At 67.8% G+C, this 25,521-nt stretch carries 34 protein-coding genes; 17 read left to right on the top strand and 17 right to left on the bottom strand.

All coding sequences use genetic code 11. The annotated features are described in order from the left end of the window. The first annotated feature begins 80 nt into the window (after positions 1 to 80). The 3 genes from HEB94_RS45415 to HEB94_RS45425 all read left to right on the top strand — a co-directional run bounded on the left by HEB94_RS45415 (position 81) and on the right by HEB94_RS45425 (position 1,853). A complete protein-coding gene (locus tag HEB94_RS45415; RefSeq protein ID WP_192755573.1) occupies positions 81 to 620 on the top strand; it encodes a GrpB family protein in 540 nt (179 codons plus the stop codon). Continuing rightward, positions 607 to 1,188: a P-loop nucleotide/nucleoside kinase family protein gene (locus HEB94_RS45420; RefSeq protein WP_192755574.1), complete on the top strand. Its 582-nt coding sequence runs from the start codon at positions 607 to 609 to the stop codon at positions 1,186 to 1,188. Before HEB94_RS45415 ends, HEB94_RS45420 begins: the two co-directional genes overlap by 14 nt. Before the next feature lie 86 nt (positions 1,189 to 1,274). Next, positions 1,275 to 1,853 carry a hypothetical protein gene (locus HEB94_RS45425; RefSeq protein WP_202896883.1) on the top strand — a complete coding sequence of 193 codons (579 nt, stop codon included), beginning with the start codon at positions 1,275 to 1,277 and terminating at the stop codon, positions 1,851 to 1,853. A gap of 2 nt (positions 1,854 to 1,855) precedes the next feature. Here the strand turns inward: HEB94_RS45425 and HEB94_RS45430 are convergent, their stop codons facing one another. Both HEB94_RS45430 and HEB94_RS45435 read right to left on the bottom strand, forming a co-directional pair. Next, the gene (locus tag HEB94_RS45430; protein ID WP_192755575.1) at positions 1,856 to 2,254 is read right to left on the bottom strand and encodes a VOC family protein; all 399 of its coding nucleotides are present in this window, start codon (positions 2,252 to 2,254) and stop codon (positions 1,856 to 1,858) included. Positions 2,255 to 2,325: 71 nt separating this feature from the next. Then, positions 2,326 to 2,808, bottom strand: coding sequence for a GNAT family N-acetyltransferase (locus tag HEB94_RS45435; protein ID WP_337918429.1), 483 nt, complete (start codon positions 2,806 to 2,808; stop codon positions 2,326 to 2,328). A gap of 729 nt (positions 2,809 to 3,537) precedes the next feature. On the opposite strand from HEB94_RS45435, the gene HEB94_RS45440 reads away from it, so the two are divergent. Next, positions 3,538 to 3,675, top strand: coding sequence for a hypothetical protein (locus tag HEB94_RS45440; RefSeq protein ID WP_192755576.1), 138 nt, complete (start codon positions 3,538 to 3,540; stop codon positions 3,673 to 3,675). Between the two features lie 88 nt (positions 3,676 to 3,763). Next, a complete protein-coding gene (locus tag HEB94_RS45445) occupies positions 3,764 to 4,309 on the top strand; it encodes a nucleotidyltransferase domain-containing protein (protein ID WP_420481619.1) in 546 nt (181 codons plus the stop codon). Positions 4,310 to 4,327: 18 nt separating this feature from the next. On the opposite strand, the gene HEB94_RS45450 is transcribed toward HEB94_RS45445, so the two are convergent. The 4 genes from HEB94_RS45450 to HEB94_RS45465 form a co-directional block, all read right to left on the bottom strand. Next, entirely contained in the window at positions 4,328 to 4,957 is a 630-nt protein-coding gene (locus HEB94_RS45450; protein ID WP_192755578.1) for a P-loop nucleotide/nucleoside kinase family protein, read from the bottom strand. Next, entirely contained in the window at positions 4,954 to 6,183 is a 1,230-nt protein-coding gene (locus tag HEB94_RS45455; RefSeq protein ID WP_337918430.1) for an MFS transporter, read from the bottom strand. Before HEB94_RS45455 ends, HEB94_RS45450 begins: the two co-directional genes overlap by 4 nt. Before the next feature lie 161 nt (positions 6,184 to 6,344). Beyond that, positions 6,345 to 6,971, bottom strand: a complete 627-nt coding sequence (locus HEB94_RS45460) for a chloramphenicol phosphotransferase CPT family protein (RefSeq protein WP_238361796.1) — start codon at positions 6,969 to 6,971, stop codon at positions 6,345 to 6,347. A 90-nt stretch (positions 6,972 to 7,061) separates the two neighbouring features. Further along, the gene (locus tag HEB94_RS45465) at positions 7,062 to 7,490 is read right to left on the bottom strand and encodes a protein-tyrosine phosphatase family protein (protein ID WP_192755580.1); all 429 of its coding nucleotides are present in this window, start codon (positions 7,488 to 7,490) and stop codon (positions 7,062 to 7,064) included. A gap of 108 nt (positions 7,491 to 7,598) precedes the next feature. Between HEB94_RS45465 and HEB94_RS45470 the strand changes: the two genes are divergently transcribed. From HEB94_RS45470 to HEB94_RS45485, 4 genes are all read left to right on the top strand, one after another. Next, on the top strand, positions 7,599 to 8,159 hold the full coding sequence (locus HEB94_RS45470; protein WP_192755581.1) for a dihydrofolate reductase family protein: 561 nt from the start codon (positions 7,599 to 7,601) through the stop codon (positions 8,157 to 8,159). Positions 8,160 to 8,224: 65 nt separating this feature from the next. After that, positions 8,225 to 8,455 carry a hypothetical protein gene (locus HEB94_RS45475; RefSeq protein ID WP_192755582.1) on the top strand — a complete coding sequence of 77 codons (231 nt, stop codon included), beginning with the start codon at positions 8,225 to 8,227 and terminating at the stop codon, positions 8,453 to 8,455. Between the two features lie 2 nt (positions 8,456 to 8,457). Further along, complete coding sequence (locus tag HEB94_RS45480) at positions 8,458 to 8,940, top strand: Clp protease N-terminal domain-containing protein (protein WP_192755583.1); 483 nt, start codon at positions 8,458 to 8,460, stop codon at positions 8,938 to 8,940. 39 nt (positions 8,941 to 8,979) lie between these two features. Beyond that, complete coding sequence (locus tag HEB94_RS45485; RefSeq protein WP_238361797.1) at positions 8,980 to 9,186, top strand: hypothetical protein; 207 nt, start codon at positions 8,980 to 8,982, stop codon at positions 9,184 to 9,186. A 77-nt stretch (positions 9,187 to 9,263) separates the two neighbouring features. On the opposite strand, the gene HEB94_RS45490 is transcribed toward HEB94_RS45485, so the two are convergent. Then, positions 9,264 to 9,653 carry a VOC family protein gene (locus HEB94_RS45490; RefSeq protein WP_202896884.1) on the bottom strand — a complete coding sequence of 130 codons (390 nt, stop codon included), beginning with the start codon at positions 9,651 to 9,653 and terminating at the stop codon, positions 9,264 to 9,266. A gap of 127 nt (positions 9,654 to 9,780) precedes the next feature. Between HEB94_RS45490 and HEB94_RS45495 the strand changes: the two genes are divergently transcribed. After that, positions 9,781 to 10,368, top strand: coding sequence for a GNAT family N-acetyltransferase (locus HEB94_RS45495; protein WP_192755585.1), 588 nt, complete (start codon positions 9,781 to 9,783; stop codon positions 10,366 to 10,368). A 42-nt stretch (positions 10,369 to 10,410) separates the two neighbouring features. Beyond that, positions 10,411 to 10,935 (top strand): NUDIX hydrolase, encoded by a 525-nt coding sequence (locus HEB94_RS45500; protein WP_192755586.1) that lies wholly within the window; start codon positions 10,411 to 10,413, stop codon positions 10,933 to 10,935. A 22-nt stretch (positions 10,936 to 10,957) separates the two neighbouring features. Here HEB94_RS45500 and HEB94_RS45505 read toward each other — a convergent pair whose 3' ends face one another. The 3 genes from HEB94_RS45505 to HEB94_RS45515 form a co-directional block, all read right to left on the bottom strand. Then, positions 10,958 to 12,010 (bottom strand): alpha/beta fold hydrolase, encoded by a 1,053-nt coding sequence (locus HEB94_RS45505; RefSeq protein ID WP_192755587.1) that lies wholly within the window; start codon positions 12,008 to 12,010, stop codon positions 10,958 to 10,960. Positions 12,011 to 12,127: 117 nt separating this feature from the next. Then, a complete protein-coding gene (locus HEB94_RS54990) occupies positions 12,128 to 12,748 on the bottom strand; it encodes a GNAT family N-acetyltransferase (protein WP_420481560.1) in 621 nt (206 codons plus the stop codon). After that, a complete protein-coding gene (locus HEB94_RS45515) occupies positions 12,720 to 13,196 on the bottom strand; it encodes a P-loop nucleotide/nucleoside kinase family protein (RefSeq protein ID WP_192755589.1) in 477 nt (158 codons plus the stop codon). The genes HEB94_RS54990 and HEB94_RS45515 overlap by 29 nt, the downstream gene beginning before the upstream one ends. A gap of 117 nt (positions 13,197 to 13,313) precedes the next feature. On the opposite strand from HEB94_RS45515, the gene HEB94_RS45520 reads away from it, so the two are divergent. Continuing rightward, complete coding sequence (locus HEB94_RS45520) at positions 13,314 to 14,213, top strand: aminoglycoside phosphotransferase family protein (protein WP_192755590.1); 900 nt, start codon at positions 13,314 to 13,316, stop codon at positions 14,211 to 14,213. Between the two features lie 245 nt (positions 14,214 to 14,458). Next, entirely contained in the window at positions 14,459 to 15,712 is a 1,254-nt protein-coding gene (locus tag HEB94_RS45525) for an MFS transporter (protein ID WP_337918431.1), read from the top strand. 47 nt (positions 15,713 to 15,759) lie between these two features. Here the strand turns inward: HEB94_RS45525 and HEB94_RS45530 are convergent, their stop codons facing one another. Further along, positions 15,760 to 16,764 (bottom strand): phosphotransferase, encoded by a 1,005-nt coding sequence (locus HEB94_RS45530; protein WP_192755592.1) that lies wholly within the window; start codon positions 16,762 to 16,764, stop codon positions 15,760 to 15,762. Positions 16,765 to 16,840: 76 nt separating this feature from the next. Next, positions 16,841 to 17,119, bottom strand: coding sequence for a hypothetical protein (locus tag HEB94_RS45535; RefSeq protein WP_192755593.1), 279 nt, complete (start codon positions 17,117 to 17,119; stop codon positions 16,841 to 16,843). Between the two features lie 133 nt (positions 17,120 to 17,252). Between HEB94_RS45535 and HEB94_RS45540 the strand changes: the two genes are divergently transcribed. Both HEB94_RS45540 and HEB94_RS45545 read left to right on the top strand, forming a co-directional pair. Beyond that, complete coding sequence (locus tag HEB94_RS45540; RefSeq protein ID WP_192755594.1) at positions 17,253 to 17,804, top strand: SigE family RNA polymerase sigma factor; 552 nt, start codon at positions 17,253 to 17,255, stop codon at positions 17,802 to 17,804. Further along, the gene (locus HEB94_RS45545; RefSeq protein ID WP_192755595.1) at positions 17,801 to 19,102 is read left to right on the top strand and encodes a hypothetical protein; all 1,302 of its coding nucleotides are present in this window, start codon (positions 17,801 to 17,803) and stop codon (positions 19,100 to 19,102) included. The genes HEB94_RS45540 and HEB94_RS45545 overlap by 4 nt, the downstream gene beginning before the upstream one ends. Positions 19,103 to 19,206: 104 nt before the next feature. Here the strand turns inward: HEB94_RS45545 and HEB94_RS45550 are convergent, their stop codons facing one another. Together HEB94_RS45550 and HEB94_RS45555 are read right to left on the bottom strand one after the other, a co-directional pair. Further along, positions 19,207 to 19,632 (bottom strand): ester cyclase, encoded by a 426-nt coding sequence (locus HEB94_RS45550; RefSeq protein ID WP_192755596.1) that lies wholly within the window; start codon positions 19,630 to 19,632, stop codon positions 19,207 to 19,209. A gap of 31 nt (positions 19,633 to 19,663) precedes the next feature. Continuing rightward, positions 19,664 to 20,887 carry an MFS transporter gene (locus HEB94_RS45555; protein ID WP_192755597.1) on the bottom strand — a complete coding sequence of 408 codons (1,224 nt, stop codon included), beginning with the start codon at positions 20,885 to 20,887 and terminating at the stop codon, positions 19,664 to 19,666. Positions 20,888 to 20,986: 99 nt separating this feature from the next. Between HEB94_RS45555 and HEB94_RS45560 the strand changes: the two genes are divergently transcribed. Further along, a complete protein-coding gene (locus tag HEB94_RS45560) occupies positions 20,987 to 21,487 on the top strand; it encodes a MarR family winged helix-turn-helix transcriptional regulator (RefSeq protein ID WP_192755598.1) in 501 nt (166 codons plus the stop codon). Positions 21,488 to 21,586: 99 nt separating this feature from the next. Here HEB94_RS45560 and HEB94_RS45565 read toward each other — a convergent pair whose 3' ends face one another. Then, a complete protein-coding gene (locus HEB94_RS45565; RefSeq protein WP_192755599.1) occupies positions 21,587 to 22,486 on the bottom strand; it encodes an aminoglycoside phosphotransferase family protein in 900 nt (299 codons plus the stop codon). Positions 22,487 to 22,506: 20 nt separating this feature from the next. Next, positions 22,507 to 23,403 (bottom strand): LysR family transcriptional regulator, encoded by an 897-nt coding sequence (locus HEB94_RS45570; protein ID WP_192755600.1) that lies wholly within the window; start codon positions 23,401 to 23,403, stop codon positions 22,507 to 22,509. 134 nt (positions 23,404 to 23,537) lie between these two features. On the opposite strand from HEB94_RS45570, the gene HEB94_RS45575 reads away from it, so the two are divergent. Then, the gene (locus HEB94_RS45575) at positions 23,538 to 24,542 is read left to right on the top strand and encodes an aldo/keto reductase (protein WP_192755601.1); all 1,005 of its coding nucleotides are present in this window, start codon (positions 23,538 to 23,540) and stop codon (positions 24,540 to 24,542) included. Between the two features lie 29 nt (positions 24,543 to 24,571). On the opposite strand, the gene HEB94_RS45580 is transcribed toward HEB94_RS45575, so the two are convergent. Further along, positions 24,572 to 25,159: a hypothetical protein gene (locus HEB94_RS45580; RefSeq protein WP_192755602.1), complete on the bottom strand. Its 588-nt coding sequence runs from the start codon at positions 25,157 to 25,159 to the stop codon at positions 24,572 to 24,574. Positions 25,160 to 25,521 lie beyond the last annotated feature (362 nt).

The following is a 25,521-nucleotide window of genomic DNA, read 5'->3' on the forward strand; positions in this document are numbered from 1 at the left end:
TCCCTCCCCCTCGACGTCGGCGCATCCGCCGCGAGGGTTGCCGGTTGCCGGCTGCCAGGAGAACCCACCAGGATGGCGGGGTGCATCCTGTCGACGAGCCGATCGAGGTCGTGGCCGCGCGGTCGGAGTGGCTGGCGGAAGGCCGGGCGCTTCGGCACGATCTGTGTGCCGCACTGGGAGTGGCGCCGGCCACCGTTGAGCACATCGGTTCGACGTCCGTCCCAGGGCTCGCGGCCAAGCCGGTGATCGATCTGATGGTGGGATGCGCCGAGACCGAACGGCGCGCAGTCGCCGAGCAGATCACCGATCTGACGGGTTACGAATACCTACGCGGCCACGGCGCGCCGGGGCGAGAGTATCTGCGGCGACGGACCACGCTCCCCTGGTCCAACGCCCACGTCGTCGAGCTGAACGGCGACCTCTGGCGTGACAACCTCGCCTTGCGAGACTTCCTGCGAAGTGCCCCTGAAGCGGTGCAGGAGTACGCCGCCGCCAAACGACTCGCGGCCGAAGGGACGGGATGGCTGCGGGCCTACTCGGCAGCGAAGGCGGACACGGTGGTGGCACTCCTCGAGCGCGCCAGACACTGGGCGCGCGCACAGGGCCATGCCCGAAGCTGACCGCCCTTCGGACGACCGGCTGGTCGTCCTCGTCAACGGCCTGCCCGGGGCGGGGAAGAGCACCCTGTCGCGCCCCCTGGCCCACCTGCTCGGGCTGCCACTGTTCAGCAAGGACCTGATCAAGGAGACGTGGGCGGACATCCTCGGAGCCACTCCACCGGACGGGCGATCGCAGCGGGAGTGGAACGCACTCTTCGGAGCGGCCGCGAGCCAGACCATGTGGAACCTCCTCGGCACGTCTCCCTGCGGCGGCATCGTGGACAGCCCGCTGCCCGCCGGTATGCGTCACCACGTCGAGGCTGGCCTCGCGAACGCGGAGGTGGCCCGACCGCTGGAGATCTGGTGCGACGTACCGCCGGAACTCGCCCGGAGACGACGCGAGGAACGCTGGCCTTCCCAGCACCCCATCCACGGAAGGCTTCCGCGGACCCCCACGAGGAGGCACGTCCAGGAGCCCGATCCGGCCGGGGCGCAGAGCGGGCCGCTCGGACTCGGCCCGGTGCTCCGCGTCGACACCAGCGGACCCGTCGACGTCCAAGCCGTCGCCTCCTGGTGTCGCGGGCAGTAGGCCGAGCCGACCCCATCCCGAGCGCAGCCCCGTCACCGAGGCCGCATAGGTTGAGAGCCCACTCGTGCACGAGAGGACGGGAGCGTATGCCGGAAGGCATCGACCACCAGGTTTCCCACGAGCGTCGCCTCGGCGTGTTCGCCGAGTTGGACGGCCGCCACGGCGCGCGACCGGACCGCGTCGCGTTGCTCGAACTCGCCGCCGCCTACCACGACCGCCGTACGACGCTTCTCGGCCTGGACGACCTGGGCGGGCAACTGACGAAGGTCTACGCCATCGAGGCACCCGGCCGGACGGTCACCCTGGACACGTGGGAACACGCCCTCCACCTCGCGACCGACCAGCTGTGCCAGGACCTCGACATGGGCTCGCTCGGCCTCGGCTGCGTGATCCTGCATGCCGGCGGCGACGGCGACTACGTACTCGTCCACAGCTGGGTCGAGGGGTACATGTCACGGCTGGCGATCTTCACCGGACCCGTCCGAACCCCGACGTCGCTGCGTCCGGCCGCCGTCGGGCTGGCGCCGTGCGTGTGGGAGGCGGCCGTCCTCGCCCACGAACGGGACGCGTACGTCCGGCACGTCCTCGCGGGCAGCGGACCACTCGACCAGCGGCTGCGCGCCTGGAGTTCCGACGCTTTCGCCGTGTCACCCAGCGACAACTAGACCTAGTCCTGCCAGTACGACTCTGGCGGCTGCAGAACGCAGAACTCGTTGCCGTCCGGGTCGGCGAGCACGTGCCAGAGCCAGCCCGACTCCTCGATCGGTTGGTCCGTCACCAGCGTCGCGCCCAGTGCCAGGACGCGATCGACCTCGGCCGCGAGATCCCGCGTCCGCAGGTCGAAGTGGAGCCGATTCTTGGCACGCTTCTCGTCCGACACCCTCTGTAGCAGGATCTCGCAGCCGGCACCTTCGGGCGGATACACACTCAGGTACGTCGGGCCCGCGGGGCCGGTCCTGACGTACCCGAGTGCGGCGGTCCAGAAGTCCGCCGCCCTGTCGAGGTCCGCGCAGTCGAGCACGACGACCAGGTCGCCGTGAGAGTAAGAGTGTCGCGTCCGAGTCATGGCAGCCACGATCGCAGCCGCCCGCTGGTCACCGCACAACGGGCGGGACCCCGCTGTCGGCAGCCGCCGCGTCAGAGCGCCTTGAAGTACCGCGCGATCGGCAGCAGCGTGTAGCCGGCCTTCTCATACGTACGTCGCGCCGGCGCGTGTCCCGGATCGCCGCCGGTTTCCACGATCGCCATCGTCATCCCGGCGTCCTTGATCCGGGCGAGCGCGAACTCCGTCAACGCGGTTCCGACGCCCTGCTTCTGAGCGTCAGGGTCGACCGCCAGCATGGAGATCTCGCCCGTACGACCGTCCTGGTGGAACTCGATCGCGACGAAACCGACGACCTGCGCGCCGACCTCGGCGACCCACACGTTGCCCACGTGGGAGGCGCAGACGTCCTTGACGGCCTGGGCCTGCCCGGACTCCCAGTCGGGGTGCAGCTGGGCGAAGATCGCCGACCCCAGGACGTTGGCCATGGAGGTGAAGACCGGTCCCCACGCACGGAGCGAGAGCCCGACCACGGGGTCCACGTCCCGATCCTCGAACCGCCGGATGTTCGCGGTCACGTCACGCCTCCCAGTCGGCCGTGCGTACTCGATTCGCGGCGACCCTACCGTCTCGTCGTGGGCCAGGCCGTGTCCCGCCGATTATGGTCAAGCAGCATCCAGCTACGTCAAGATCGTCTTGACGACTACTTGGACCGGGACGTCGGCGTTTCATCGCGCCGACGCTACCCCGGCTCGATATTGCGTTGCCGCCTCGGTCACACGGCTGGGACCATGACCCCAACCATCACGGACGAGTGCGAGAGGAGACCGGCAACCATGAGATGTGCACACGCGACGGTCACCTCCGCGGCTTCCTGCCGCTGAGCTTTCCCTCATCCCCGCTGCGACGCGTCCAACGACGCGATCCGCCGCGGCTCACGCGATTCTTCGCGCTCTGGGCGACCGGCCTCGCCAGCCCGTTTCGTACCGACTGCTTGGCGCGCCCGCCTTCTTCTCCTTTGCACACAGGAAAAGAGTCTCGTCATGACGGTTGCCACGGTCCATCTCACCCTCCGGTGCGGTGTCAGACCGACGGATTCTCGCCTCGTTCCGTAGGCGATCCCAGCATCCAGGCTCCTCCGTAGAACCTGCTGCGGCGGTCTTCTCCGGCGCTGGAGGGACTCCGTCCCTTCTGACGCTCCAGGGAGACGTTCACCGTGCGTTCCAACGCGCGGCGCTGTGGCCTGCCCGCCTTCGGTGGGCAGGCCTGAGATGCGCCCGGCAAAGACGAAGATCAAGAAGTTCCGCATGGATCCGAAATACGTCCACCACAGATCCGAAGGCCTCACCCGTCGACAGAACGCGGGCACCAAGGCTCTGGTCATCGACGATCGGCGAGAGGAGCGCAGGCGGCCGAGCCCGGAGGTCGACGACGACCTCGAATGAAGGTCTATTCTCACCAGCGTGCTGGCCGACCCGATCAAGCTGGATCCCGAGGCGTGGGACGCCTGGGACCCCCCCGACCATCGCTTGCCTGCTTCACGATCTACCCGCGCGCTGGTGCGTCGTGGGCGGATGGGCCCTCGACCTGTTTCGTGGCCACCAAAGCCGGGAGCACGAAGATCTCGAGATCGCGACACCGCTGTGGGACTTCGACCTCATCCGGGAGCGGCTGAAAGCGTACGAGTTCTTCGTCGCCGGCAGGGAGGGCTTCTGGCCCGTCGACGGCGCTGGTAGCGCGTTCTTCGAATATCAGCAGACCATGGTGCGCGACCCGGCGAGCGGCATGTGGCGGATCGATGTGATGCGGATCCCCGACGACGGCAAGAACTGGATCTGCGCAAGTGACCGCCACATCCGCCGCCCGTACGACGAGGCAGTGGCACACAGCGCGGACGGCATCCCGTATCTCCGTCCCGAGTTGGTCCTGCTGTTCAAGGGGCTGCAGACGCGCCCCAAAGATCAGGCGGACTTCGAGGCGACGCTGCCCCTGCTGCCCACCGGGGCCCGGGTGTGGCTCGCGCACGCCCTGACCGAGACGAGGGGCGACGGCCATCCCTGGCTCGCGGCTCTCACCTGACCCTCACACCGTCCGGCGTCATTCGTCGGTCAGAACACCCACCGCTCGGCGTTCCCGCAGGTAGCCGAGGGCGAGTTCGAAGCAGCGCCGCGGCTCTTGCGTGGTGTCCAGCTGGAGCCACGGACCCGCCGGGTACTTCGTGTCCAGCACCGCCGCGCCATTGGCTCGTACCTGGGCCGCGACGGTGCGCTGGGCGGGTGCGTCGGAGGACGAAACGCCGACGTCCACCATCTGGCTACGCAGGCGAGGCCGCGACCGAAGGCGCTGCCGGAGTTCGTCCGTGTCGGGCATGACGCACTCGATGAAGCAGTAGGCCGCGGCACGCCGTTGGGCGATCCGGGTCGTCTCCTCGATGATCCGCTCGAACCGACAGGGGCTGTCGAGGATCACGCTCGTGCCGTTTGCGAGCAGCGAGTCGGCGAGCGACCAGGAGAGTTCGAAGCCCAACCGGCCCGCGACGTCCCACTCGAGGCCGACATCCAACGCTGTCGACTTCATGATGTCCAGGTCGAGGACCGCCGCGCCGGTCTGGCTGGCGAGGTGACCGGCGATCGTGCTCTTTCCCATCCCGCTCTGCCCGGCCATCTGGAGCAGAAACAGCCCACCCGAGCGCTGCCCACCGACCGCACCGTCGTTCTCCCGCGTCATGACCGGCCATTGTCCATGACGTCCTGCCGAAGCGCGGGCCGGGCGTAGAGACCCTGGACGAGTACGACCGTGAACGCCAGCAGCACACCGCAGCCGACCAGCGCCAGCGGGAGCCCGGACAGCCTGGCGACCATGGCGACGGCGAACCCGCACACGATCTCGCCGAAGTATTCCGCCTGGGCGAGGAACGAGTGCACTGTCGCGCGTACGTCGTCACTCGTCTCCCGGTTGACCCAGATGGTGCCGATGACCCGCAGCAGCGGCAGGGCGATGCCCGAGACGAGCAGAACGGCGGCACTACCTGTGACGTCCTCGGGGGCGCCGGCCAGTCCAACCAGTCCGACCGCACCCAGCGCACAGGACAGGACGTACCAGCGCAGCACCGCGCGCGCGTCCTCGATGCGACGCTCGACCATCCGGAAGGCAACCGCACCCACGAGGAGGGTCGCGACGCCGAGGCCGGTGAACCATGCCACCGGGTCAGCGGGGAATCCGAGGTCGACGAGTTGCCGGGGATACATCCGGCCAAAAGCGTCCGCGGCACCGTTGACCAGGAACGTCGCGGCGAAGATGACCAGGATCGCCCGACTGCGGCGCACGAGCGTCGATCCACGGACGAGAATCGACCACGACGCCGACCACCGCCGCCCGGAGGCGGGCACAAAGCGCGCCTCGCGGAAGCGGAACACGACGTACAGGCCGAGCAGCAGCATGGCCACCCCGGCGACCACCATCGCCGTACTCCGCTGCGTCAGCGACGCCAGGCCGGCAAGGGCCACCATCCCGACCGCGGCGCCGGTCAGCTGGGCGCGCCCGGACCGCATCAGCACGGTGGAGATGCGGGCGGGCTCGTTGAGTTCGTCGGTGATCCACGCGACGTCGGCGCCGCTGGCGAAGGTCCAGGACAGGCCCCACAGCATCTGCGTCGCGACCACGAGCCCGGAGTCGGTGACGAGTCCCGTCGCGATCATCGCCGTACCCATCAGCACATGAGAGATGACGAGGGACCACTTCCTGCTGATGGTGTCGGCGACGACACCGGCTGGGACCTCGAAGGCGAGAGCGACGATTCCCTGGCCGACTCCGACGAGTACGAGCTGGGACGCCGAGAGCCCCGCGTCCACGACGAGATAGACGCTGGTGACCAGCCACCAGCCGTTGTGGAGCAGAGCCCGATACCAGATCCACCGCAGGAAGACCGCGACGAGGTCGGGGGCTCCACTCACTCGACGCATTCCTTTCGCAGGTCTTCGGCCGCGACACGTGCCGGAGCGAGAGGATGCGGAACGCGAGCCGACGGGCAGCTCAGCCCGGCGAGCCGCAGGTTACTCGCGTCGACGCCGAGAGCTCACACCCTTTTCGACGCACACGTCACACGTGATCGCGTTCAGCTCAGGCGCTGGAACGCCGACGGCGGTGGTCCGTCCTGGATGCGCCGGCGAATCAGGTCGGCGCACTCTCGCGGCCTGAGCACGGACGTGTCGACCTCGAGGTCGTAGCCGCCGTGGGCGTGGACCGCCTCGTGCCACAGGCTCACCGGGTCGGCGATGGACGTGCTCTCCCGGTAGCCGACACCGCCCCAGGTGGCGCGTCGGCGTTCGAGGGCAACCTCGACCGGACAACGGACGCCCACGAACAGCACGAAGTGGCCTCGCAGCCGATCGGCGCAGTCGCGAAGGATTCCGAGCGGGGCCGAGTAGTGGTCGTGGTGACCCGCGTCCACCACGACGTTCAGACCGAGCCGACTGTGTGCCGCGATGGCGTCGTACATGGCGCGGTACAGCGTCACGACCAGCGGCTCGAGGTCCGGCCGTTCGGCTCCCGGTCGCAACCCGATTCCCGGTTGGAAGCGTTCGGGAGTCATCGCCTTGAACCGGTCGACCCCGAGGTTCATCCACACGCCGTCGAAGCTGTTCTGGATCTCGGTGACGATGCTGGACTTCCCGGCCCGTGGAGGACCGTTGAGGATGACGATCTTGCCCGGAGCGTCCGGTTGTGGCATGCACTGCGTCATGCGGATCCTCTCCTCCGACGACAGGTAGGGCCAGGTCGGGTCCGGTGGAACCTGGGTCGCGTCCTGGGGCGTGTCGTGGCCGAACACGACCTAGCCGAAGCGGGCGACGAAACGGCGCTGCCAGGGCGTCTCGACGGCACGGCGCGCGTAGTGCTCGCGGACATAGGCGACGGCCCGGTGGTTCGGAACTCCGTCGAGGACGGCGAGGCAGGCGAGCGCGGTGCCGGTGCGTCCGAGTCCGCCGTTGCAGGCGATCTCGACACGCTCGGTCTCCGCACGCACCCAGGTGTCGCGGAGCGCGTCCGCAGTCGTGGTGGGGTCGGCCGGGAGCCAGAAGTCCGCCCACCGAAGCCAGCGAAACTCCCAGGTCACCTGTGGCGGCTGACGTCCGAGCAGGTAGAGCGCGTACGTCGGCTGCGGCCCCTGCGGGAGCGGCCGCCTCAGTCCCCGTCCGCGCACGATCCGCCCGGAGGGCAGCCGCAGAACGCCGGCCGTCGAGGGGTCCCACGTCTCCGTCACGTCGCCGAGCCTAGGACACGTCCGCCCCTTCGTTCCCACCGATGAGTTTCGCGCGGCCGCGTCGTCTGCACCGGAGAACGACGTCACGAATCATGAGGAGGCACTCCCTTGCGTACGCTCGCGATCACCCAGAACATCACCGTGGACGGCTCGATCGAGATGCTGGGCGAGTGGTTCGATCCCCAGGGGCAGGGCGAGGTGGACAGCTCGGATCTGCTCGAGGAACTCCACCGCCAGGACCGCGACGCCGACGGGTTCCTCGTGGGACGCCGGACGTTCGAGGACCTACGTGGGTACTGGCCCGAGCAGTCCGAGGACTCCACCGGGATCACCGACTACCTCAACAGCGTCCAGAAGTACGTCGTCTCCACGACGATGACCGACCCGCGGTGGCAGAACACGACGATCCTGTCCGGCGACCCCGTTGACGAGGTTCGCGCGCTGAAGGCGAAGCCGGGCGCGGACATCGTGATCACCGGGAGCATCACCCTCTGCCACACCCTGATCCAGGCCGGGCTGGTCGATGAGTACCGGCTTTTTGTCTACCCCGTGGTGCAGGGGCGCGGGCGGCGGTTGTTCCCGGAGGGTTTCGAGGTGCCGGCGCTCAGGCTCCTCGACGCGAAAATCTTCCGCTCGGGGATCACGTTCTCGCGCTACGCCCCAGCCTGACGCCCCGCCGAGCAGTAAGCAACCTTGGTTGACTACTTCGAGATTAGTCAACTAAGGTTGCTTGCATGTCCGCTGTCGAGACTCCCCTCACTCAGGATCCCGCCGACGGGTTGGCCGCCGTCGCGGCGCTGCGGCGTCTGGCCGACCAGATCGAGGACGCCGCCGTCGAGCAGGCGATGCGGACGGGCTGGAGTTGGCCGCAGGTCGCCGAGGCACTCGGAGTGACGCGCCAGGCGGTTCACAAGAAGCACGCCAAGCGGCTCATCACCGCCGGCGTCACCCTGAGGAGGCGCTGAGGATGATCGCGGCCGGCAAGTTCGTCCAACAACTCATCGAGCAGGGGATCCGGGAAGCCCGCGACGACAGGTCACCCGTGGTCGAGGCCCACCATCTGCTGCTCGCGATCCCGGCCGAGCCGGAAGGCGACCCAGCACGGGCGCTGGCCTCGGTCGGTCTTGACCGCCCGTCGATCCGCGCCGCGCTGGACCACGAGTTCGCGCACAGCCTGCGCACGGTCGGGGTCTCCCTCGCCGACTTCGAGCTGCCGAGGCCGGCCAACTCCCCCGAGCCGCCGAACCAACTCGGAGCGTCGGCCAAGCTCGCGCTCGAACGCGGCTTCGCATCCGCAGCCCGCAGGAAGGAGCTGCGACCGGCGCACCTACTTCTCGGCATCCTGCAAGCCGAGGTTGGCACCGTCCCGCGGGCGCTCGCCCTGGCCGGCGTCGACCGTTCGGAGCTGATGGTCCGCGTCCTGGACACCCTCACCGACACCGGCGACTGACGAGCAGAGGCGGACGCGATGCTGTCAAACGAGCAAGTCGTGCTTGACGTCGCCCGGCTGCGGATGCGGTACGGCACGAAGGAGCTAGGGCAGTCCTGGCGGCACCTGGAGACCGTTGGTGTCCTCGGAGTCTGGGCCGTGCTCGGTCTGGTCGTCGCGCCGCTCGTCCTGGGCCGCATGGCGCGCCGGGAGTCCGGTTCGAGGGTCGCCGAGCGTCGCGAGCGGGCACTGCAACGGGTGGGGTGAGCGAGGTTCGCGTGGGGCGTGCGCCGAGCAGGCTGGACGTCTCGCCTGGCCTGGGCTGGTCTGCGCGGCCCGGGTCGTCAGGACCGGCGTTCGACGAGCTCGATCGGGTTGTCGTCGGGGTCGGCGATCCAGGCGACTCGGAGGGTGCCGAGCCAGTCGTGCGGCTCGGAGAGAACCCGCGCCCCCGCCGCCACCAGCGAGGCGAACGCCGCGTCGGCGTCGTCGGTCCACAAGACGATCTCCATGCCGCGACCGGGTTTGCTCAGGTCGAGGTCGAGTCCGTGGTCGGCAACGGCGGAGGTCACCGCGGCGATGCCGATCGTGAACCCGTCGAGCTTGAGCTCGACGTGCAGCGGAGCGCCTTCGCGGGGCGTCCGGAAGCTCTCCTCGAAGCCGAAGCGGCGGTAGAACTCGACCGAGCGAGCGACGTCCGCGGCGTAGATGTTGACCTGTGGGGTGGAGAACATGCGCGAGACCGTAACAGTGGATTCCGACATTCGCGCCCGTCGTCTCACCTGTTCGTAGCTCCGCCCGCCCGCGGCTTACCCACGTGGTCGGCGTAGGTCGAGGCTAGGCTTCGGGATCATGTTTCCGGTGACGCTGGCAGGTCCTCGTGTCATGCTCCGCGAGTTCCGCGCGGACGACGCTTCGGCCGTCTTTGCCTACGCCTCCGATCCGGTCGTGTCGGCGTACGTCCCGTGGGACACCCACGCCGACATCGAGGTGACGCGAGGGTTCCTGTCCGGCGTCCTCGCGTCGGCAGATGCGGAGGAACGCACACGCTACGAGCTCGCAGTCACCACGTCGGGCGGTGCCGGCCGCGCGGGCGAGGACGGCGAGGAGGCGCGGCTCATCGGTGCCGGTCGGATCTCGGTCCAGGACGCCCGGCACCGGAGGGGAAGCATCGGTTACGTACTCGCTCCGGACTACTGGTCGAAGGGCATCGGCACCGAGGTCGCCCATCTCCTGCTCGCGTTCGGTTTCGAGCGGCTGAACCTGCACCGCATCGAGGCGACCGCCCATCCGGACAACATCGGCTCCCAACGGGTCTTCGAGAAGGTCGGGATGAAGTACGAGGGACGGATCCGGGACCACCTGCTGTTCGGCAACGGCTGGAGGGACTCGCTCAGCTACGCGATTCTCGAAGGCGACCCGCGCCCAGCCGCCGCGACCCGACCGTAGACCCACAAAGCCCGGACGCCTGTCCCGCGAAAGGAATCGGTCATGGCCGAGGAGATCGTGTGGTCGACGACGCAGCCGGCTCTGGAGGTCCCGCATCGCATCGAGCTGGTGCGCTCGACCCTGCTCCCTCCGACTGACCTGGTCTCGTGTGCGTTCGTCCTCGCGGTGGACCGGTCCGCCCGGGTGCTGCTCGCCCATGTCGACCGACCGGGCCGGGGCTGGGACGTTCCCGGCGGCCATCTCGAGCCCGGCGAAACACCACAGGCCGCCGCGATCCGCGAACTCCGTGAGGAGACGGGATTCGCGGTGACCGAAGCGGACCTGTCCGTCGTGGGCTGGACCCGGATCAGCCTGGACGAGCGGCCACCCGCCTACCGCTATCCCTACCCGGTGAGCTTCATGGTCTTCTTCCAGGCTCGCGGCGAGCACGACGGACCACCGACCAGACCAACGCCCGGTTCGGAGTGCACCGCGGCTGCCTGGCTGAGCGCCGCCGAGGTGAGGGCGAGGTGTGCGAACCCGGACTGGCTACCGCTCCTGGGCGTGCCCATCCGGGAGTCCCGGTGAGATCGCTCCGCCTTGGTCCTCTTCAGAGCCGGTCGACCTCGACGACGGCGCGGGCGAACGCCTCCGGCGCCTCCTGCGGCACGTTGTGACCGATCCCCTCCAGAGTCCGATGCTCGTACTTGCCCGAGAACTTCTCGCGGTACGACGTACCGTTGCCGGGCGGTGTGAACGGGTCCACCTCACCGTCCAGAGTGATCGTGGGAACGGAGATGACCGGACTTCGAGCAAGCCGCCCCTCAAGACTGGCATAACGCGGGTCACTTCTGACGAGGCTCAACCGCCAGCGATAGTTGTAGATCACGATCGCGACATAGTCCGGATTGTCGAAGGCCGTGGCCGTACGATCAAACGTCGCGTCGTCGAAATGCCAGGTCGGGGAGTTGAATCTCCAGACGAGCTTCGCGAGCTCGTCCCGGTTCTCCTGGAGTCCGAACCGGCCCCTTTCCGTGGCGAAGTAGAACTGGTACCACCACGCCCACTCGACTTTCGGCGGCAGCGGCTTCTTGTTGGCCTCCAGGTTGGTGATCAGATAGCCGGTGACCGAGACCAGGCCGCTGACTCGCGCGGGCCAGAGCGCCGCGATGATGTCGGCCGTCCGCGATCCCCAGTCGTATCCGGCGAGAACGGCCCGCTCGATCCCGAGCGCGTCCATCAGGGCGATGATGTCGAGAGCGAACACGGACTGTTCGGCGTTCCGAGGCGTACTCCTGGACAGGAAACGTGTCGTACCGTAGCCGCGTAGGTAGGGAACGATCACCCGGTAGCCGCGGTCGGCCAGCAAGGGCGCGACGTCGACGTAGCTGTGAATGTCGTACGGCCAGCCATGCAGCAGAATGGCGACCGGACCGCGTGCGGGGCCAACCTCGACATACCCGACGCTGAGGACGCCGGCGCGGATCCTCCTCAACGGACCGAAGGACGCCGTCCCGCCCGCTCTGGGTGGTCCGAGCGTCGGCGGATCTGTCGGATCGCGCCCGCCCGGAACCGAGGTCGTGCACGCCGAACCGAGTCCGACCAGAGACGCCGCGGCCGCTCCCGCACCCAGCAACTTGCCGAACGTCCGTCGGTCGATCATGGAAGCCGCCCCCTGGAGGCGTCGCGCGCACCCGAGCCACTCAGAGGAAAACAGTGCCCGCTGCGCCCGCTCCGGAACCGGTTTCACCTTGCGCTCCGGTCCGGGGAATCACGTACATCACTGACTCGGCCTGGTCTCCGAAGGACTCGAGGAACCTCCCTCCGATCGCCTCCAGGAATCGGCGGGACGGCTCGTTGTCGGCCCTGGTGTTGGCCGCGATGAGTTCCGCCTCGGGGCGCGCTCGAACACCCACACGAGTAGGGCGTGGACAGCTTCGCGTGCGTACCCTCGTCGCCAGTGCTCCGGGAGGAACCCGTAGGAGACCTCCCAGTTTCCGCTGCGCCGGTCGGCGCCGATACCCAGAAGCCCGATCGGCTCGCCGGTCGCCCGAATGGCCACACAGTACTTCCCGGGCTTGCCTACGAAGTCGGTGTTGCGATGCCGGACCACCCCGGGCTCGAGCGGTCCACCCATGTAGCGGCGTACGTCGGGGTCGGTCCAGATTCGCGTGAGCATCTCGTCATCAGCGGTTTCGACGCTACGAAGGACGAGTCTCGCCGTCACGATCGGGGCGGTCAGTCCCAGGTGCGAGCGGTCCATGTCTGCCATCGCCCAAGTCTTCCGTGCCGTGCGGCTGATCGCGCACTCCAAGCACACACAGCGCCGGGACGGCTGACGCCGAGCACTCTGGCTGTTGCCGGCGCCACGCTCAGGTCTCGACGACGCGGTGCGGCTCATCGGGACCGAGCGGTTCTACTCGCTCCTTGAGTACGTCGAAGGTGTTGCGCACCATGCGGATACTGCCCGACGGATCGGCGTTCCGACTCTCGACCCGGCGCCACGCGGTCTCGTCGTCGCATCGAACGTGATAGAGCCGCCGGTCTGCCCCACACTCCTCGACGACCTTGCGCACCGCGTCGCGATCAGCGCGGCTCCAGAAACCCAGGTCCAAGATCACGTCGAGACCGAGTACGAGGCATCGAGTCCAGACCGGTTGCATCGCGGCCGCGAGCCTGGCATTGACCGTCGCGACGTCCGGCTTGATGGCTTCCTCGTCGTCGCCGAACAAGGTAGTGAGCCACTCGTCGGACGTGAACCGAACCGCCGCGACATCGCGTTCGAGCTTTCTGGCGAACGTCGTCTTGCCTGTTCCGATGTAGCCGTAGATCAGGTGCGCTGTCGCCATGGCCGCCGATGCTAGTCGGGAAGGATCGGCCGCTTGCTACGCGACCAGCCCTCAGCCCGAGGAGATCCAGCACGGTGAGGCGAACCGCTCCCGAGCAAGGGTGCCTATCCTGCCGTGATGGTTGAGATCCCGGCCGCATTCGTACGGACCACCATCGAGCGCGAGGGCGATCCTGGCCGAACCTGGGTGGCGTCCCTGCCCGGCCTGGTGGATGAGTTCCTGCAGCGGTGGGGCTGCATACCCGCGGCACCGATCAGGTTCGGCCAGGTCGGGATCATTCTGCCCGTACAGCGTCATGACGGCGCCCCCGCTGTCCTGAAGATCTCCTTTACTCATCCCGGCAACATGTACGAGGCACACGCCCTCGCCGCCTGGGACGGTCGGGGTGCGGTGCGGCTGTACGAGCGGGACGACGCCAGGTTCGCCATGCTGCTGGAGCAGGCCGAGTGGAAGACGCTCGACGATCTCGGGGACGTCGACCAGGCGACCGCCGTGACAGGACAGCTGGCCCGACGACTGGCCGTCCCGGCGCCACCCGACCTGCCTCGGCTGTCCGATCGGGCGGAGGAGTGGGAACGAACGCTCGGCGAGGACGCCGCGAAGCTGGGCCACCGGCTGTCGCAGCGTGCACTGGGCGCGGCGCTCGCCACCATCCAGGACCTCGGCCGCAAACAGCCCGACACGATGGTTCACGGTGACCTGCACTTCGGAAACATCGTGCGCGCCGAGCGAGAGCCGTGGCTCGTCGTGGACCCCAAGGGATGCGTCGGAGATCTCGCGTTCGACGCATCCAGGGTGCTCGTCCGCGGTGTCGACAGCCTTCGCGAAGCCGACGATCTGGAAGCTGAGCTGAGGCGCCGGCTGGCGATCTTCTCCGACGCGGCCGAGATCGAGCGCGAACGGGCCATCCGATGGCTCCAGGTCGACGCCGCGATGGGTGCCTGTCGGGGCATCGACTACGGCGAGGAAGCCTGGGTCGTCTCATTCCTCGTGCACGTTGCCGAGCTTCTGGCTTGACACCCTGCGGGTCGGCTGAGAGTCGGTGGGCTCTGATGGTCCGGGCGACATCCTGTCACCGGGAACCGCACCCGGCGACCGTCGACGCAGCGCCGCTGGGCCGACGGTAGGGTCCTGCGGTGACGTCGGTCAGGAGGGGGGCCCGGCCGATCTCGTAGCGGCGTTACCCGCACCCGTCCATCTGGCACTGGATGAGTGTCTGCCCGAACATCGACGTGATTCGTGGTCCCTCAGGAGCCAGTTCTGTGCTGACCTCATTGTTGTGGCGGGCAAGATGGCCGGCCGACGCGACGCGGACCTACTACGCGATCACCGGGTTCTCGAGCCTGTTCTGGGTGCTGAACTCCACACTCAGCCTGGTCTATATGGCCACCACTGTCGGGCTCAGTCCCTTGCAGATGGTGCTTGTCGGAACGGTGCTGGAAGCGGTGACCTTCCTCTTCGAGATTCCGACCGGGATCGTCTCCGATCTGTACAGCCGACGCTTGTCCGTGATCATCGGGTACCTGCTCATGGGCGCGGGATTCCTCCTGCAGGGGCTGGTGCCAACGTTCGAGGCGGTCCTGCTCGCCCAGGTCATCTGGGGTATCGGGTTCACGTTCACCTCCGGGGCGGAGGAGGCGTGGCTCACCGATGAGATCGGTCAGGACAACGTCGCACAGGTCTTCACACGGGGCCAGCAGGTCTATCTCGGCACCACCTTGGTGGGTACGCTCGCGGCCGGGGCCCTGGGCCTGATCGACATTCGCGTTCCGCTGGTGGCGTCCGGCGCGGGCTTCATGGTCCTCGCGGTCGGGCTGCTCCTGGTCATGCCGGAACAGAACTTCACCAGGGTGCCCAGGGATGAGCGGGAGACGTTCCGTCACATGGGAAGGACGCTTGCGGACGGAATCGCGCTGGCACGACGGCGTCCCGTGGTGCGATCGTTCCTTCTCGTCAGCCTCTTCGTGGGCCTGTCAAGCGAGGCCTTCGACCGGCTGTGGACGGTACGCGTTCTGGAGGACTTCGACTTCCCTGATTTCCTGGGTACCGACAATCCCGTGGTCTGGTTCACCGCGTTCAGTGTGATCGGCACCTGCATCGCACTCGGCGCATCGCTGGTGGTCAACAAGGTGAGTCCAGCCAGCGTGAACGCGCTCCATCCCCGAGGCATGCTCGCGTTGCTCGCGGCCCTCCAGGTCCTGGGGGTCGCCGGCCTCGCGGTGCTCGGCAACCTCTGGCTCGCACTCGCCGCGATGTGGCTACGGGACGCCGCGGTCGCGCTGTCGATGCCCGTCCAGGCCGCCTGGCTCAACCGCAACGTCGACTCGCGGGTACGAGCGACCACGCTGTCCATGAACAGCCAGGCCAACGCCATCGGCCAGGTCGCAGGTGGCCCACCGTTGGGGGGACTCGCGAATCGCACCTCTGTCTCCACGGCTCTCGTCACGTCCGCGGTGGTGCTCGCCCCGATCGTCGCCATCTATGCCAGGTTGAAGCCGCCCGCAGAGCCGAAGTAGACGAGGCACCGCGAGTGAGGCGCGGCGACCAGGTGCTTGCCGCGCCTTCACCAGGCGCTGGAGATTCTCTGGACGGTACGTAGCCAGGCCCTGATGCCTTCGAGACGGTCCGGCTGGTCCGCCCATCCGTACGACATCGCCAGGCCGTCGAGCACGAGCATCAGCTTCCCGCGCCCGATGGCCTCGACGCATTCAGCGTCGGACAGGCCGTAACCGTGGAAGAACGCCGCCACCCTCGGGTTCTTCATGGACATGGGTCCGCTCTCGAAGAGCTTGATCAGCTCCTGGTGAATCCCGGTTCCGGCCAGGGAGAGACCCCAGTCGAGCACGGTGATCTCGTCCGCGTCGACGACGAGGTTGTCGAGCCGGTTGTCGTAATGCGTGAGGACCGACCTGACCGGCCATTCCTGTGCTTCGCGCACCTTGGACGCCACCGCGGCGAGGTCTGCTTCTGTGACGATCCGCTGGGCCAGGAGCAGATTCAGAACCTTCTCGTCTTCGGGCCTGAACTGTCCGACACACAGGTGAACGCCGAGCCAGCGGTTCAGATAGTCGGTCCAGGTCGCGAACCGGCCCCGGTAGCCACCGGACCCGTCCGGTACGAACATCCCGAACCCCGTCGTCTCGACGAGGTTGGTCTTCCGAATCTCCGCTCCGAGTTGGCCGAACCAGTTGGCCGCGCTCTCCGTAGCGAGCGGGTGCGCCGAGGCGAGCGTGCCGTGGGCGCGTTGGATCAGCGCGTACGGACGAGGGTCGTCCCCGATCGCGAGGATCCTCGGCGTCCGCACCCCGGCATCGGCCGCCCGGGCAGTCAGCCACTGGAGTACGGCATAGTCGTTGCACGACGTGGCGGCGTCGCTGCCGGGGATGACATGGCCCGTCAGGTGCGCGACGCTCTCGCCAGCATCCGATCGGCTGAGCAGGACCGCGACGTCCTTGGTGCCGTAGCAAGCGCTCTGCTCGCCCGCGCCGATGAAGCCCAGATGCGCTGCGGACCAGCCATGGCGCGCCAGGATCTCCCCGGCCTGAACGTACAAACTGTGCTCGCACACCCGGGCGACCCTACCGATCCGGCTCGTACCGCTCCCACCCCATTTCCCCGACCGGCGTCAAACGGGATCCAGCGGATCACTCGGCGCCGGGCGGAATGACATCCCATCCTCCGTGGTGCCAGAGCCACTCGTGGGCGTACCTGTCGAGGAAGGGTGTGTGGTACCAGACGCGCACCCATCGCGGCGCGCGATCCAACCGCGGCCGCATGCCGTGCGGTGGCGTCCAGGTCCAGGCTGGTCGCGTGCCGGCCGGCGCGGTCCATCCTCCGGGTGACGGCGCAGCCCGGGTGGCCCACAGCTTGCGAGCGCGCTCCCCCCTGCGGCGATGCTCCTCACGCGATGGTTCCTCTGCCATGGAGTCATCATCGCTGGTCAGGTACCGGTCGTCGGCCGCTCGGACGGATCGGAGGGGCGCGGTCCCGAAGATGTGGAACCTTTCGTGGGCCTGATCGCATCTAGGGGATGCGATCACATGGGAGGGGGAGTCGGTGGCAGACACCGCGGAGGAGTTCAGCTCCTACGTTGCCGCTCGGCATGGCGCGCTGACGCGCACGGCGTTCCTACTGACGGGGGACCATCACGCGGCCGAGGATCTGGTGCAGACCGCCCTGGCCCGCACCTACCTGGCGTGGAGTCGCATCCACAACCAGACGGCCCTGGACACCTACGTACGACGGACCATGGTCAACGAGCACACCTCCTGGTGGCGGCGGGCCTGGCGCCGTGGGGAGGCGCTGACCGCCGAACTGCCAGACCACCCGGCGACCGATCCACGCGCTGACCCTGACGGGTTGGCCGAGCGGGACGGTGACCTGTGGCGCCTCCTTCGAGCCCTCCCGGCACATCACCGTGCCGCGGTCGTACTCCGCTACTTCGAGGACCTCAGCGAGGCCGAGACCGCCGAAATCCTCGGCTGCTCGATCGGCACCGTCAAGAGCCGCACCCACCGCGCTCTCGCGACGCTGCGTGCCGGACTCACCCCGCCCACAGAACCGGCCGCCGTTCCCGACACCGAGCCCGTCAGGAGGGACGCCCGATGAACCACCACCAGCACGACCAGGACCTCACGGACAACGACCTCCGCGCCGGCCTGACCCGCCTCGCGGCACACGCCAAAACCCACCACGACCCAGCCGCCGATGCCATGCGCCGCGCCCGCTCCCTGCGGTCGCGCCGGCGGGCCACCACGGTCGTCGCCGGCCTGGCCGCGATCGCGGTCGCCCTACCGCTCGGCCTGAACCTCCTCAACCCACGCGGCGACCACACCAGGGTGGACTCCACGACCACGACACCGACACCGACACAAACGCACGGGCCGACGCCAACCCACACGCCGGCGCCCGCTGTCACCCCGACGGCCGGCGCCTCACCGGAACCCACAGCCGGACCTGTCGTGCCCCTCTATGCGCCCAAGGAACTCTGGTCGGACAAGGACTTCGCTGGTCTTCCGCGTGGCGAGGACCCGAAGGTGCCCTGGTACGCCGACGGCGAGATCCACGACGGGGCGACCACCACACCAGTCGACCTTCCGGACTGGACGCCCTTCGAGCTCGTGGATGAGGGCTACCTGGCCAACCGCACTGAGAACGAACAGTGGCGCCTCCAGCTCGTCGGGCTTGACGGCACGCAGAAACTGACCGCGCGAGGCCGAGCTGTCGTGTCAAACGACGGGCGGCAGATCGCCTGGGCGACGCCGGAAGGCACCGTGAACGTCGCCGACGCGCACACCGGCAAGATCCTCCATTCAATCCATGTGGGAAAGGGCGGCCCGGGCGGCTTCCTCGGCAAGCGGGTCCTGCTCACCGTCGGTCCCGAGACGCCGAAGTCTTCGGAGGTACAGGTGTGGGATCCCAGGACCGGACAACTCACAGCGTGGACTGACTTCGCCGACGTCCAGTCCACATACAGGGGCCTTGCGGCGGTGGTACCTAAATTCGCTCAGGGGCCCGTCATAGACCGGGAGGATTGCTCGGCGGTCATCGACACCGACAACGGCAACAGAGAACTGTGGCGGGTCTGCCCGAAGCAGTACGGCGGCGTAAGCATCCGCGGGTTCTCACCCAACGGCCGCTATGCGGTCGTGTGGATCATGAACGAAGGCCAGACTGTGCCCAATTACACGATCGCCGATGCGCGGACCGGCAGGCCGGTTCTCACCATCCTGGGTTACTCCGGGACCATGGAGTGGGAGGACGAGGAACACTTCCTCCTCACTTCCTACAGCAGCCTCCAAGGAGAGCGGGGCATTGTCCGGTGCACCGTCGCGGGCACATGCGAACTTGCCACCCACGGACGGCCCGCAGACAGCCTTTCGTACAAGCTCCCGGGTGACTATTAGGAGGTCTGTCGAGGCCGCAGGCGTCAACCCTGACTTGCGCCAGGATAGGCGCTCATCGGTCCGGCTCTCTCTGCCGGCTGGTCGTGGGCGACGGCTGCGGGTTGTCAGACGTCGAGGGTGACGGCACCGAGCTGGACCAGCATCTTCAGCAGGTTGCCGACGCCCCAGTGGTCGGTGATCTTCCCGTCCACGACCTTCATCACATCCACGGTCTCGAACTCGACGGCCCGCCCGGTTGGCGCGACGCCGAGGACCCGACCGGTCTGCGTACCCCTGTAGATCTTGAAGGTCGTCACCATCCCGTCCTTCGCGATCTGCCACTTGATGTCCGGCGTGAAGTCAGGGAAACCCTCGCGCAGGGCCTGGTAGAGGAAGAGCACGCCGGGCTTGTCGGCGGTGGTGCCAGGTTGGGGGGTGTGGTCGACGAAGTCGTCGGCGAACAGTTCGTCGAACAGCTTCCAGTCGCCCTTACCCTGTACGTCCTCGGTGTTGCGGCGGACCACGGCGATCGCTTCGGCGTCGGTAGTCATGTCTTGAGCTCCAATCATTGTGGGGTTTCGGTCACACCTCGAGCGAAGGCCCGGTGAGGGCACGCTGTGCCCGTCGGCCTGCGATCGAGGCGAAGAGCGCGGAGGTGATGACGATCGCGCCGCCGATGACGTAGACCGGCACGAGGCCGGCGTTGTCGACGAGCAGGCCGCCGACGGCGGACCCGATCGCGATTGAGATCTGCATGTTCGAGACGTTCACGGCCGAGGCGGCTTCCTGGGCGTGCGGCATGGCGCGCAGCATCCAGACCTGAGCGGTGAGCGGGATCAGCCCCCAGATGACGCCCCAGGCGACGACGGCGATGCCGACGGCGACCTTGGTGGTGCCGAGCATGGGCAGGGCGATCAGCGCGACACCGACGCCGGCCGCCGCGAGCGCGAACGTCGCGACACGGCTGCGAGCCACAAGGGGTCCGCCGACCAGAGTGCCAAGGATGCCGCCGGCCCCGTATCCGAACAACAGCGCCGTGACCGCGCCGCCCTCGCCCATGTGCACGTGCTCGGTCAGCAGCGGCGTGATGAAGGTCGAGGCGCCGAACTGGCCGATGAACGCGACCGCGGTGGCGATGATCCCGACCAGTGCGAACGGCGCCCTGAGCACCTGCACGAGGTCGCGTACTCGGGTGTGCTCGTCGGAACTGATGCTGGGCAGCAGGAACAGTTGCGCAACGACGATGACCGCTGCGGCCACGGCGGCCACGGCGAACGTCAACCGCCAGCCCAGCAGGTTGCCGAGCACCTCCCCGGCCGGCAGCCCGACGACCGTGCCGGCGGAGACACCGGTCACGATGATCGAGGTCGCATGAGTACCCGCGCGCGGGCCGACCAGTTTGGGTCCCACCGGGGTCACAACGGTCCAGAACCCTGCGATGGCGACGCCCAGCAGGATCCGGCCGAGCAGTACGACGGCGAAGTTCGGGGCGATCGCCGCGATGGCGTTGGAGAGGGCTACGAGACCACCGAGACCGGCGATCACCTTGCGGCGGTCGATCTTCCCCGCGCGTACGAACATCAGGGGTGCCGCGATCGCCGCGCTCAGCCCCGGCATGAGGACCATCAGGCCCGCCGTCCCGAGCGACACATCCAGACTCTCGGCGATGCGCGGCAGGAACCCGACCGGAATGAACTCGGCCGTCACGATGACGAACGCGCCGAGCGCAACCGACATGACGGCGAGCCACGCCCGTCGGGCCGGCAGCGCTGTCGGCACGGCGCGCTGTTCGCAGGTGGTTGTCATGGTTCGGGCTCCCGGACAGGCACGTAGGCAAACTATCTGCTTGCGCAAGCAAACATATGTCCGTTGTATTTGTTGGGTCAAGCAAATATGATGTGGGTCATGCCCAGTGACACGCCCCGCGTCGAGCCCCTCACTCCGAAGGAGGAGGCCGCGTGGCGCGCGCTCGGGCGCGCCGTGCTGGTCATCCCGCGCATGTTGGACGCGGACCTGCTCTCAGCCCAGGGCCTCAACGTGACCGAATATTCGGTCCTGATGAACCTGTCCGAGGCGCCCGACCGGTCGCTGCGGATGACCGACCTGGCCAACTATGTGTCGATTACGGCAAGCGGGCTGACTCGTGTCGTCGAACGGCTGAGCCGTGACGGGCTGGTCATCAGGGTCAAGGCAGACTCGGACGGCCGCGGCCAGGTCGCCGTCCTCACCGACGCCGGCTTCGCGCGACTGCAGCAGGCTTGGCCGACCCATCTCGCGAGCGTCCGCCGCCACGTCATGGACCACCTCCAGGGCCTGGATCTGGAGGCCTTCGCCACTGCGGTCAACGACATCGCCTGCGCCGAGGTCGGCCCACCGGTCCGGCGCGCCCAGCGAACACCCGGATAGATCGTCTCGACTGAAACAACGCCTACGACGGACTGGCACCAGCGCACCGCCTCGCCGGCGTTGTCATCGACGCGGTCCGTCCGGGCGGCGACGATGGATTCACATCAGAACTGTCGCGACCTGTTCGGCGACCTGGGCAGTCCGCGGCGGGCCGGGCATCCTGCGGTCCCAGCACGCGTGCAGAAGGGCGTGGGCCTGTGCCCAGCGAACCACCCGGTCGCGGTCGAGCTCGGCAGCTTCGGCGAAGATCGCCAAGCGGCGACGGAGTTTGGCACAGAGATCGTCAGTGGGAAGTTGACGCTGGAAGCCGCCGATCACCACGCTTATCGCGTCGTTCGCCGGGTCCCCCGCGACTCCCTTGGGATCGATGGCCAGCCAGGGTTCGCGGGTCCCTCGTCCGACGTTCTTGTAGTGCAGGTCTCCATGGACGAGCGTGTCCGGTTGTTCGCGGCCGAGTTCCCGGATAGTGCCGATTGCCACCTCGACGACCCGGCGCGGCACATGGCCGCTCAGCTGCTCCGACGCATCACGGAGTTCGTGCTCCTGCGCCTCCGCGCGTTCACTGAGTCGTGGAACGTCCGGCGGCGCTGGAACCGCGAGCCGGCGCGTGAGCCGTCCACACACGGCGGCAGCCTCGTCGCCATCGTCGAGATCGACCAAGGTAGTGGGCTCGACCTGCTCGAGAAGCATCGCGAATCGGGCATCGTCGCGCTCGAACAGCAGGACCACCCCACGGCCCGACCAGGTGGCGTAGGCAGTCGGTCCATGCACGTTGCCAGGGTGGGGAAACGAGACCTTCAGGACCGCGGAAGATCCATCGCGACGACGCGCGGGAACGACGACTCCAACCCTGCCGTGCATCACCGGTCCGGTGGGCGCACAGGCCCAGCGCTCGAGAAGCTCCTCGACGAGGCCGGCGAGCGAGGCGATCCATCGCGCACCTTCCACGCCTTCGCGATCCACGATCTCGCGTGCGAACACCTCGGGCACGTCGATCATCAGCGCAGCCTAGACCGTGCTCACCTGTCTTCTCCTTCAGCGCCCGGCACGGCGAGGAATCGGTCGAGGACGGCAGATGAGTTGCCGCTCGACCAGGCAAGCGCCAGATCCCAGGTCGGGAGCTCGTCGCTTATCGATCGGTAGACAACGAGTCCGGGATCCGTAGGTGGGGTTGGGCTCAACAGCAACGAGACACCCAGATTGGCCGCGACCAGCGCGACGATGGTCTGCGCGTCGGCCGCTTCCTGGATGATGCGTGGACTGAAGCCGGCGCTCCTGCAGTGCTCGAGGATCAGCTCGTGTCCGGTCGCGCCTTTCTCGTTGGGATACAGGATGAAGTCATCCTCGGCGAGGGCCGAGAGCGGCACGTGTTCATGGCCCGCCATCGGGTGAGCCGCTGGAAGTACTGCCATCAACCTGTCCTGGGACAGTACGCGGGTTCGTAGCCCGGTCTGTGCCGTCGACGGTTGCTGCGGCCGCAGGATTCCGACATCGAGGTGGCCCGCTCGCAGTGCCGAGACTTGTTGCAGCGTGGTCATGAACCTGGCTTCGAGCCGGACATCCGGGCAGGCCTTGCGGAACTGGCCGACCAGTCGGGGGAAGACCTCGAAGGTCGCCGACTGGACGAAGCCGACCCGCAGAGTGCCCACCTCGCCGCGGGCGGCGCGTCGTGCGTCCTGCGCCGCGACGTCGGCCCGGCGGAGGATCTCGCGGGCGCTGGCCAGGAAGACCTCGCCGGCGGAGGTCAGGGTGAGACGACGGCGGGCCCGGCTGAACAGCTCCACCCCTACGTCCCGCTCGAGTGCCGCGATCTGCCGGCTCAACGTCGGTTGCGCCTGATGCAGCCGGGCAGCGGCGCGACCGACATGCATCTCGTCGGCGACGGCCACGAAGGATCGCAGCTGGTAGAGCTCCATGGGGGCAATGATGCATCAGACGTATGGGATCGGCCCACCACATCGCATTGGACGCATCTGTCGGCACGCCCCTAGGGTCGAGGAACACCGCGACGAGACCGCCGCGACGATCGACCTCAGGAGAGGAATCCCTTGTGGAGCAGCGCTTTCTCGGCCGAACCGGCCTGAAAGTCTCCGAACTCTGCCTCGGCGCCATGACCTTCGGTGGAGCGACCGACGAGCAGACGGCACGTCAGATGCTGGACACGTTCGTCGACTCAGGCGGCACGTTCATCGACACCGCCGACGGCTACACGGGCGGCGCGTCGGAGGAGATCCTCGGTCGATGGATCAAGGAGAGGTCCCGCGACGATCTCGTGCTCGCGACGAAGGTGTTCCACAGGACCGGCTCAGGACCCAACGATCACGGTGGCGGTCGCAAACACATCCTGTCGTCGGTGGAGGCCAGCCTTCGTCGTCTCGGCACCGACTACATCGACCTCTACCAGCTGCACGTCTACGACGACGCCACACCCCTCGAGGAAACCCTGTCCACCCTGAACACCCTGGTGACCAGCGGGAAGGTCCGATTCATCGGAGCCAGTAGCTACAGCGGCTGGCAGCTACAGAAGGCTATCGACCTGGCGCGCCAGCATGGATGGGAGCCGTACGTCTGCCTTCAACCGCTCTACAACCTGCTCGACCGGGAAGTCGAGTGGGAACTGCTGCCCCTGTGCCAGTCCGAAGGCCTCGGGCTGATCGCCTGGAGTCCCCTGCGTACCGGATTCCTCTCCGGCAGGTACCGTCGCGGCACGCCGGCCCCGCTGAAGGACACCCGGATCGAGCACCTGAACAACACCGGCGACCAGATCTGGGCCAACTACGCCACCGAGCGCACGTGGCGCGTCATCGACGTCGTCGAGGATGTCGCCCGCCAGGCAGGAAAGACCGTGGCACAGGTCTCCCTACGTTGGTTGCTCCAGCGACCCAGCGTGACAGCGCCGATCATCGGCGCGCGTACGTTCGCCCACTTCCAGGACAACCTCGGCGCCGTGGGTTGGTCACTCACCGCCGAACAGATGAACCAGCTCACGACCGTGACCGACCAGCGCCTCCCCTACCCCTACGACGTGATCTCCATGTTCAGCCGGCACAGTTGAGTAATCGGTCCGTCCCAGCCCCGTCCATGTCAGTGCAGCCAGGTCACCTTGTCCAGGTCGGTGGTGAACGTGATGGACTGCCAAGCCTCTCTGACGCCTGGGGGCGCATCGATCGTCGGCTGAATGACGACGCGGACCGACCCGAGCGTCCGGACCAGATCCCGCCCTGGCAAAGCGGGGCACCAGTTCTCGTCATCGTCTGCGTCCTCCACACAGAGCGAGACACCGCCCGGACCGGACCCCGAGCTGGTACCTCCCGTGGCCGGAATGTGGGCATGCCGAGCGAGCGCGCGCTCATCCTTGCCCAGGACGAGCTCACGCACGAAACTGCGCGCGTGGTATTCGGCCGTGGCGCTGTAGTCGTCTGGGAGGCCGTACCCAGGCGGCAACTTGCCTGGCAGCGCCATCGGCGGCCCCTCGACCGGGTCAAGCTCCTCGCGGACCTCGTGACGCTCGTCGATCACTGGCCGCGGTGGAGGCGTACCTGTTCCTATGGCGTAGCCCGGGAATGGATCCGTCGTGAGGTCGACGACAACCCAGGCACCGCCAACGATCAGTACGGCGACGGCGCAGAGCATCCACGGCACCTGTGCACGTCGGAACTTCGGCGCCTTCATCGCATCATGATCTCAGCAGCCTGGCCGGCAGGAGCCGTTTCGCAGGCGGGAACTCGACAGCCACCACCTCTACCTGGCCGAATGCAGTCTGGCCTGCGGTTGAGCACACCGCGTCGCTGCGCGGGACCTGGTCTGCGTTTGCCCAGCCCGGTTGGTCTGCCCCCCGGTGTCGCGCCGCGTTCGTCAAGTGCGCTTGCGACTGGCCCCTCGGATGTACGACCGGGGTCTACCCATTCACCCGACGAATAGCTCTACGGACCGATGACCTGCTCGCCGCCGACCGGCACGGTTGAGGCACGTTGTCCACTACGTGGGGAGTGCACATGGCAGCACCAATCTGGGCGCGCTTTGACCGAGTACGA

It is taken from the genome of Actinopolymorpha pittospori (assembly GCF_014873875.1).
Lineage (GTDB): Bacteria > Actinomycetota > Actinomycetes > Propionibacteriales > Actinopolymorphaceae > Actinopolymorpha > Actinopolymorpha pittospori.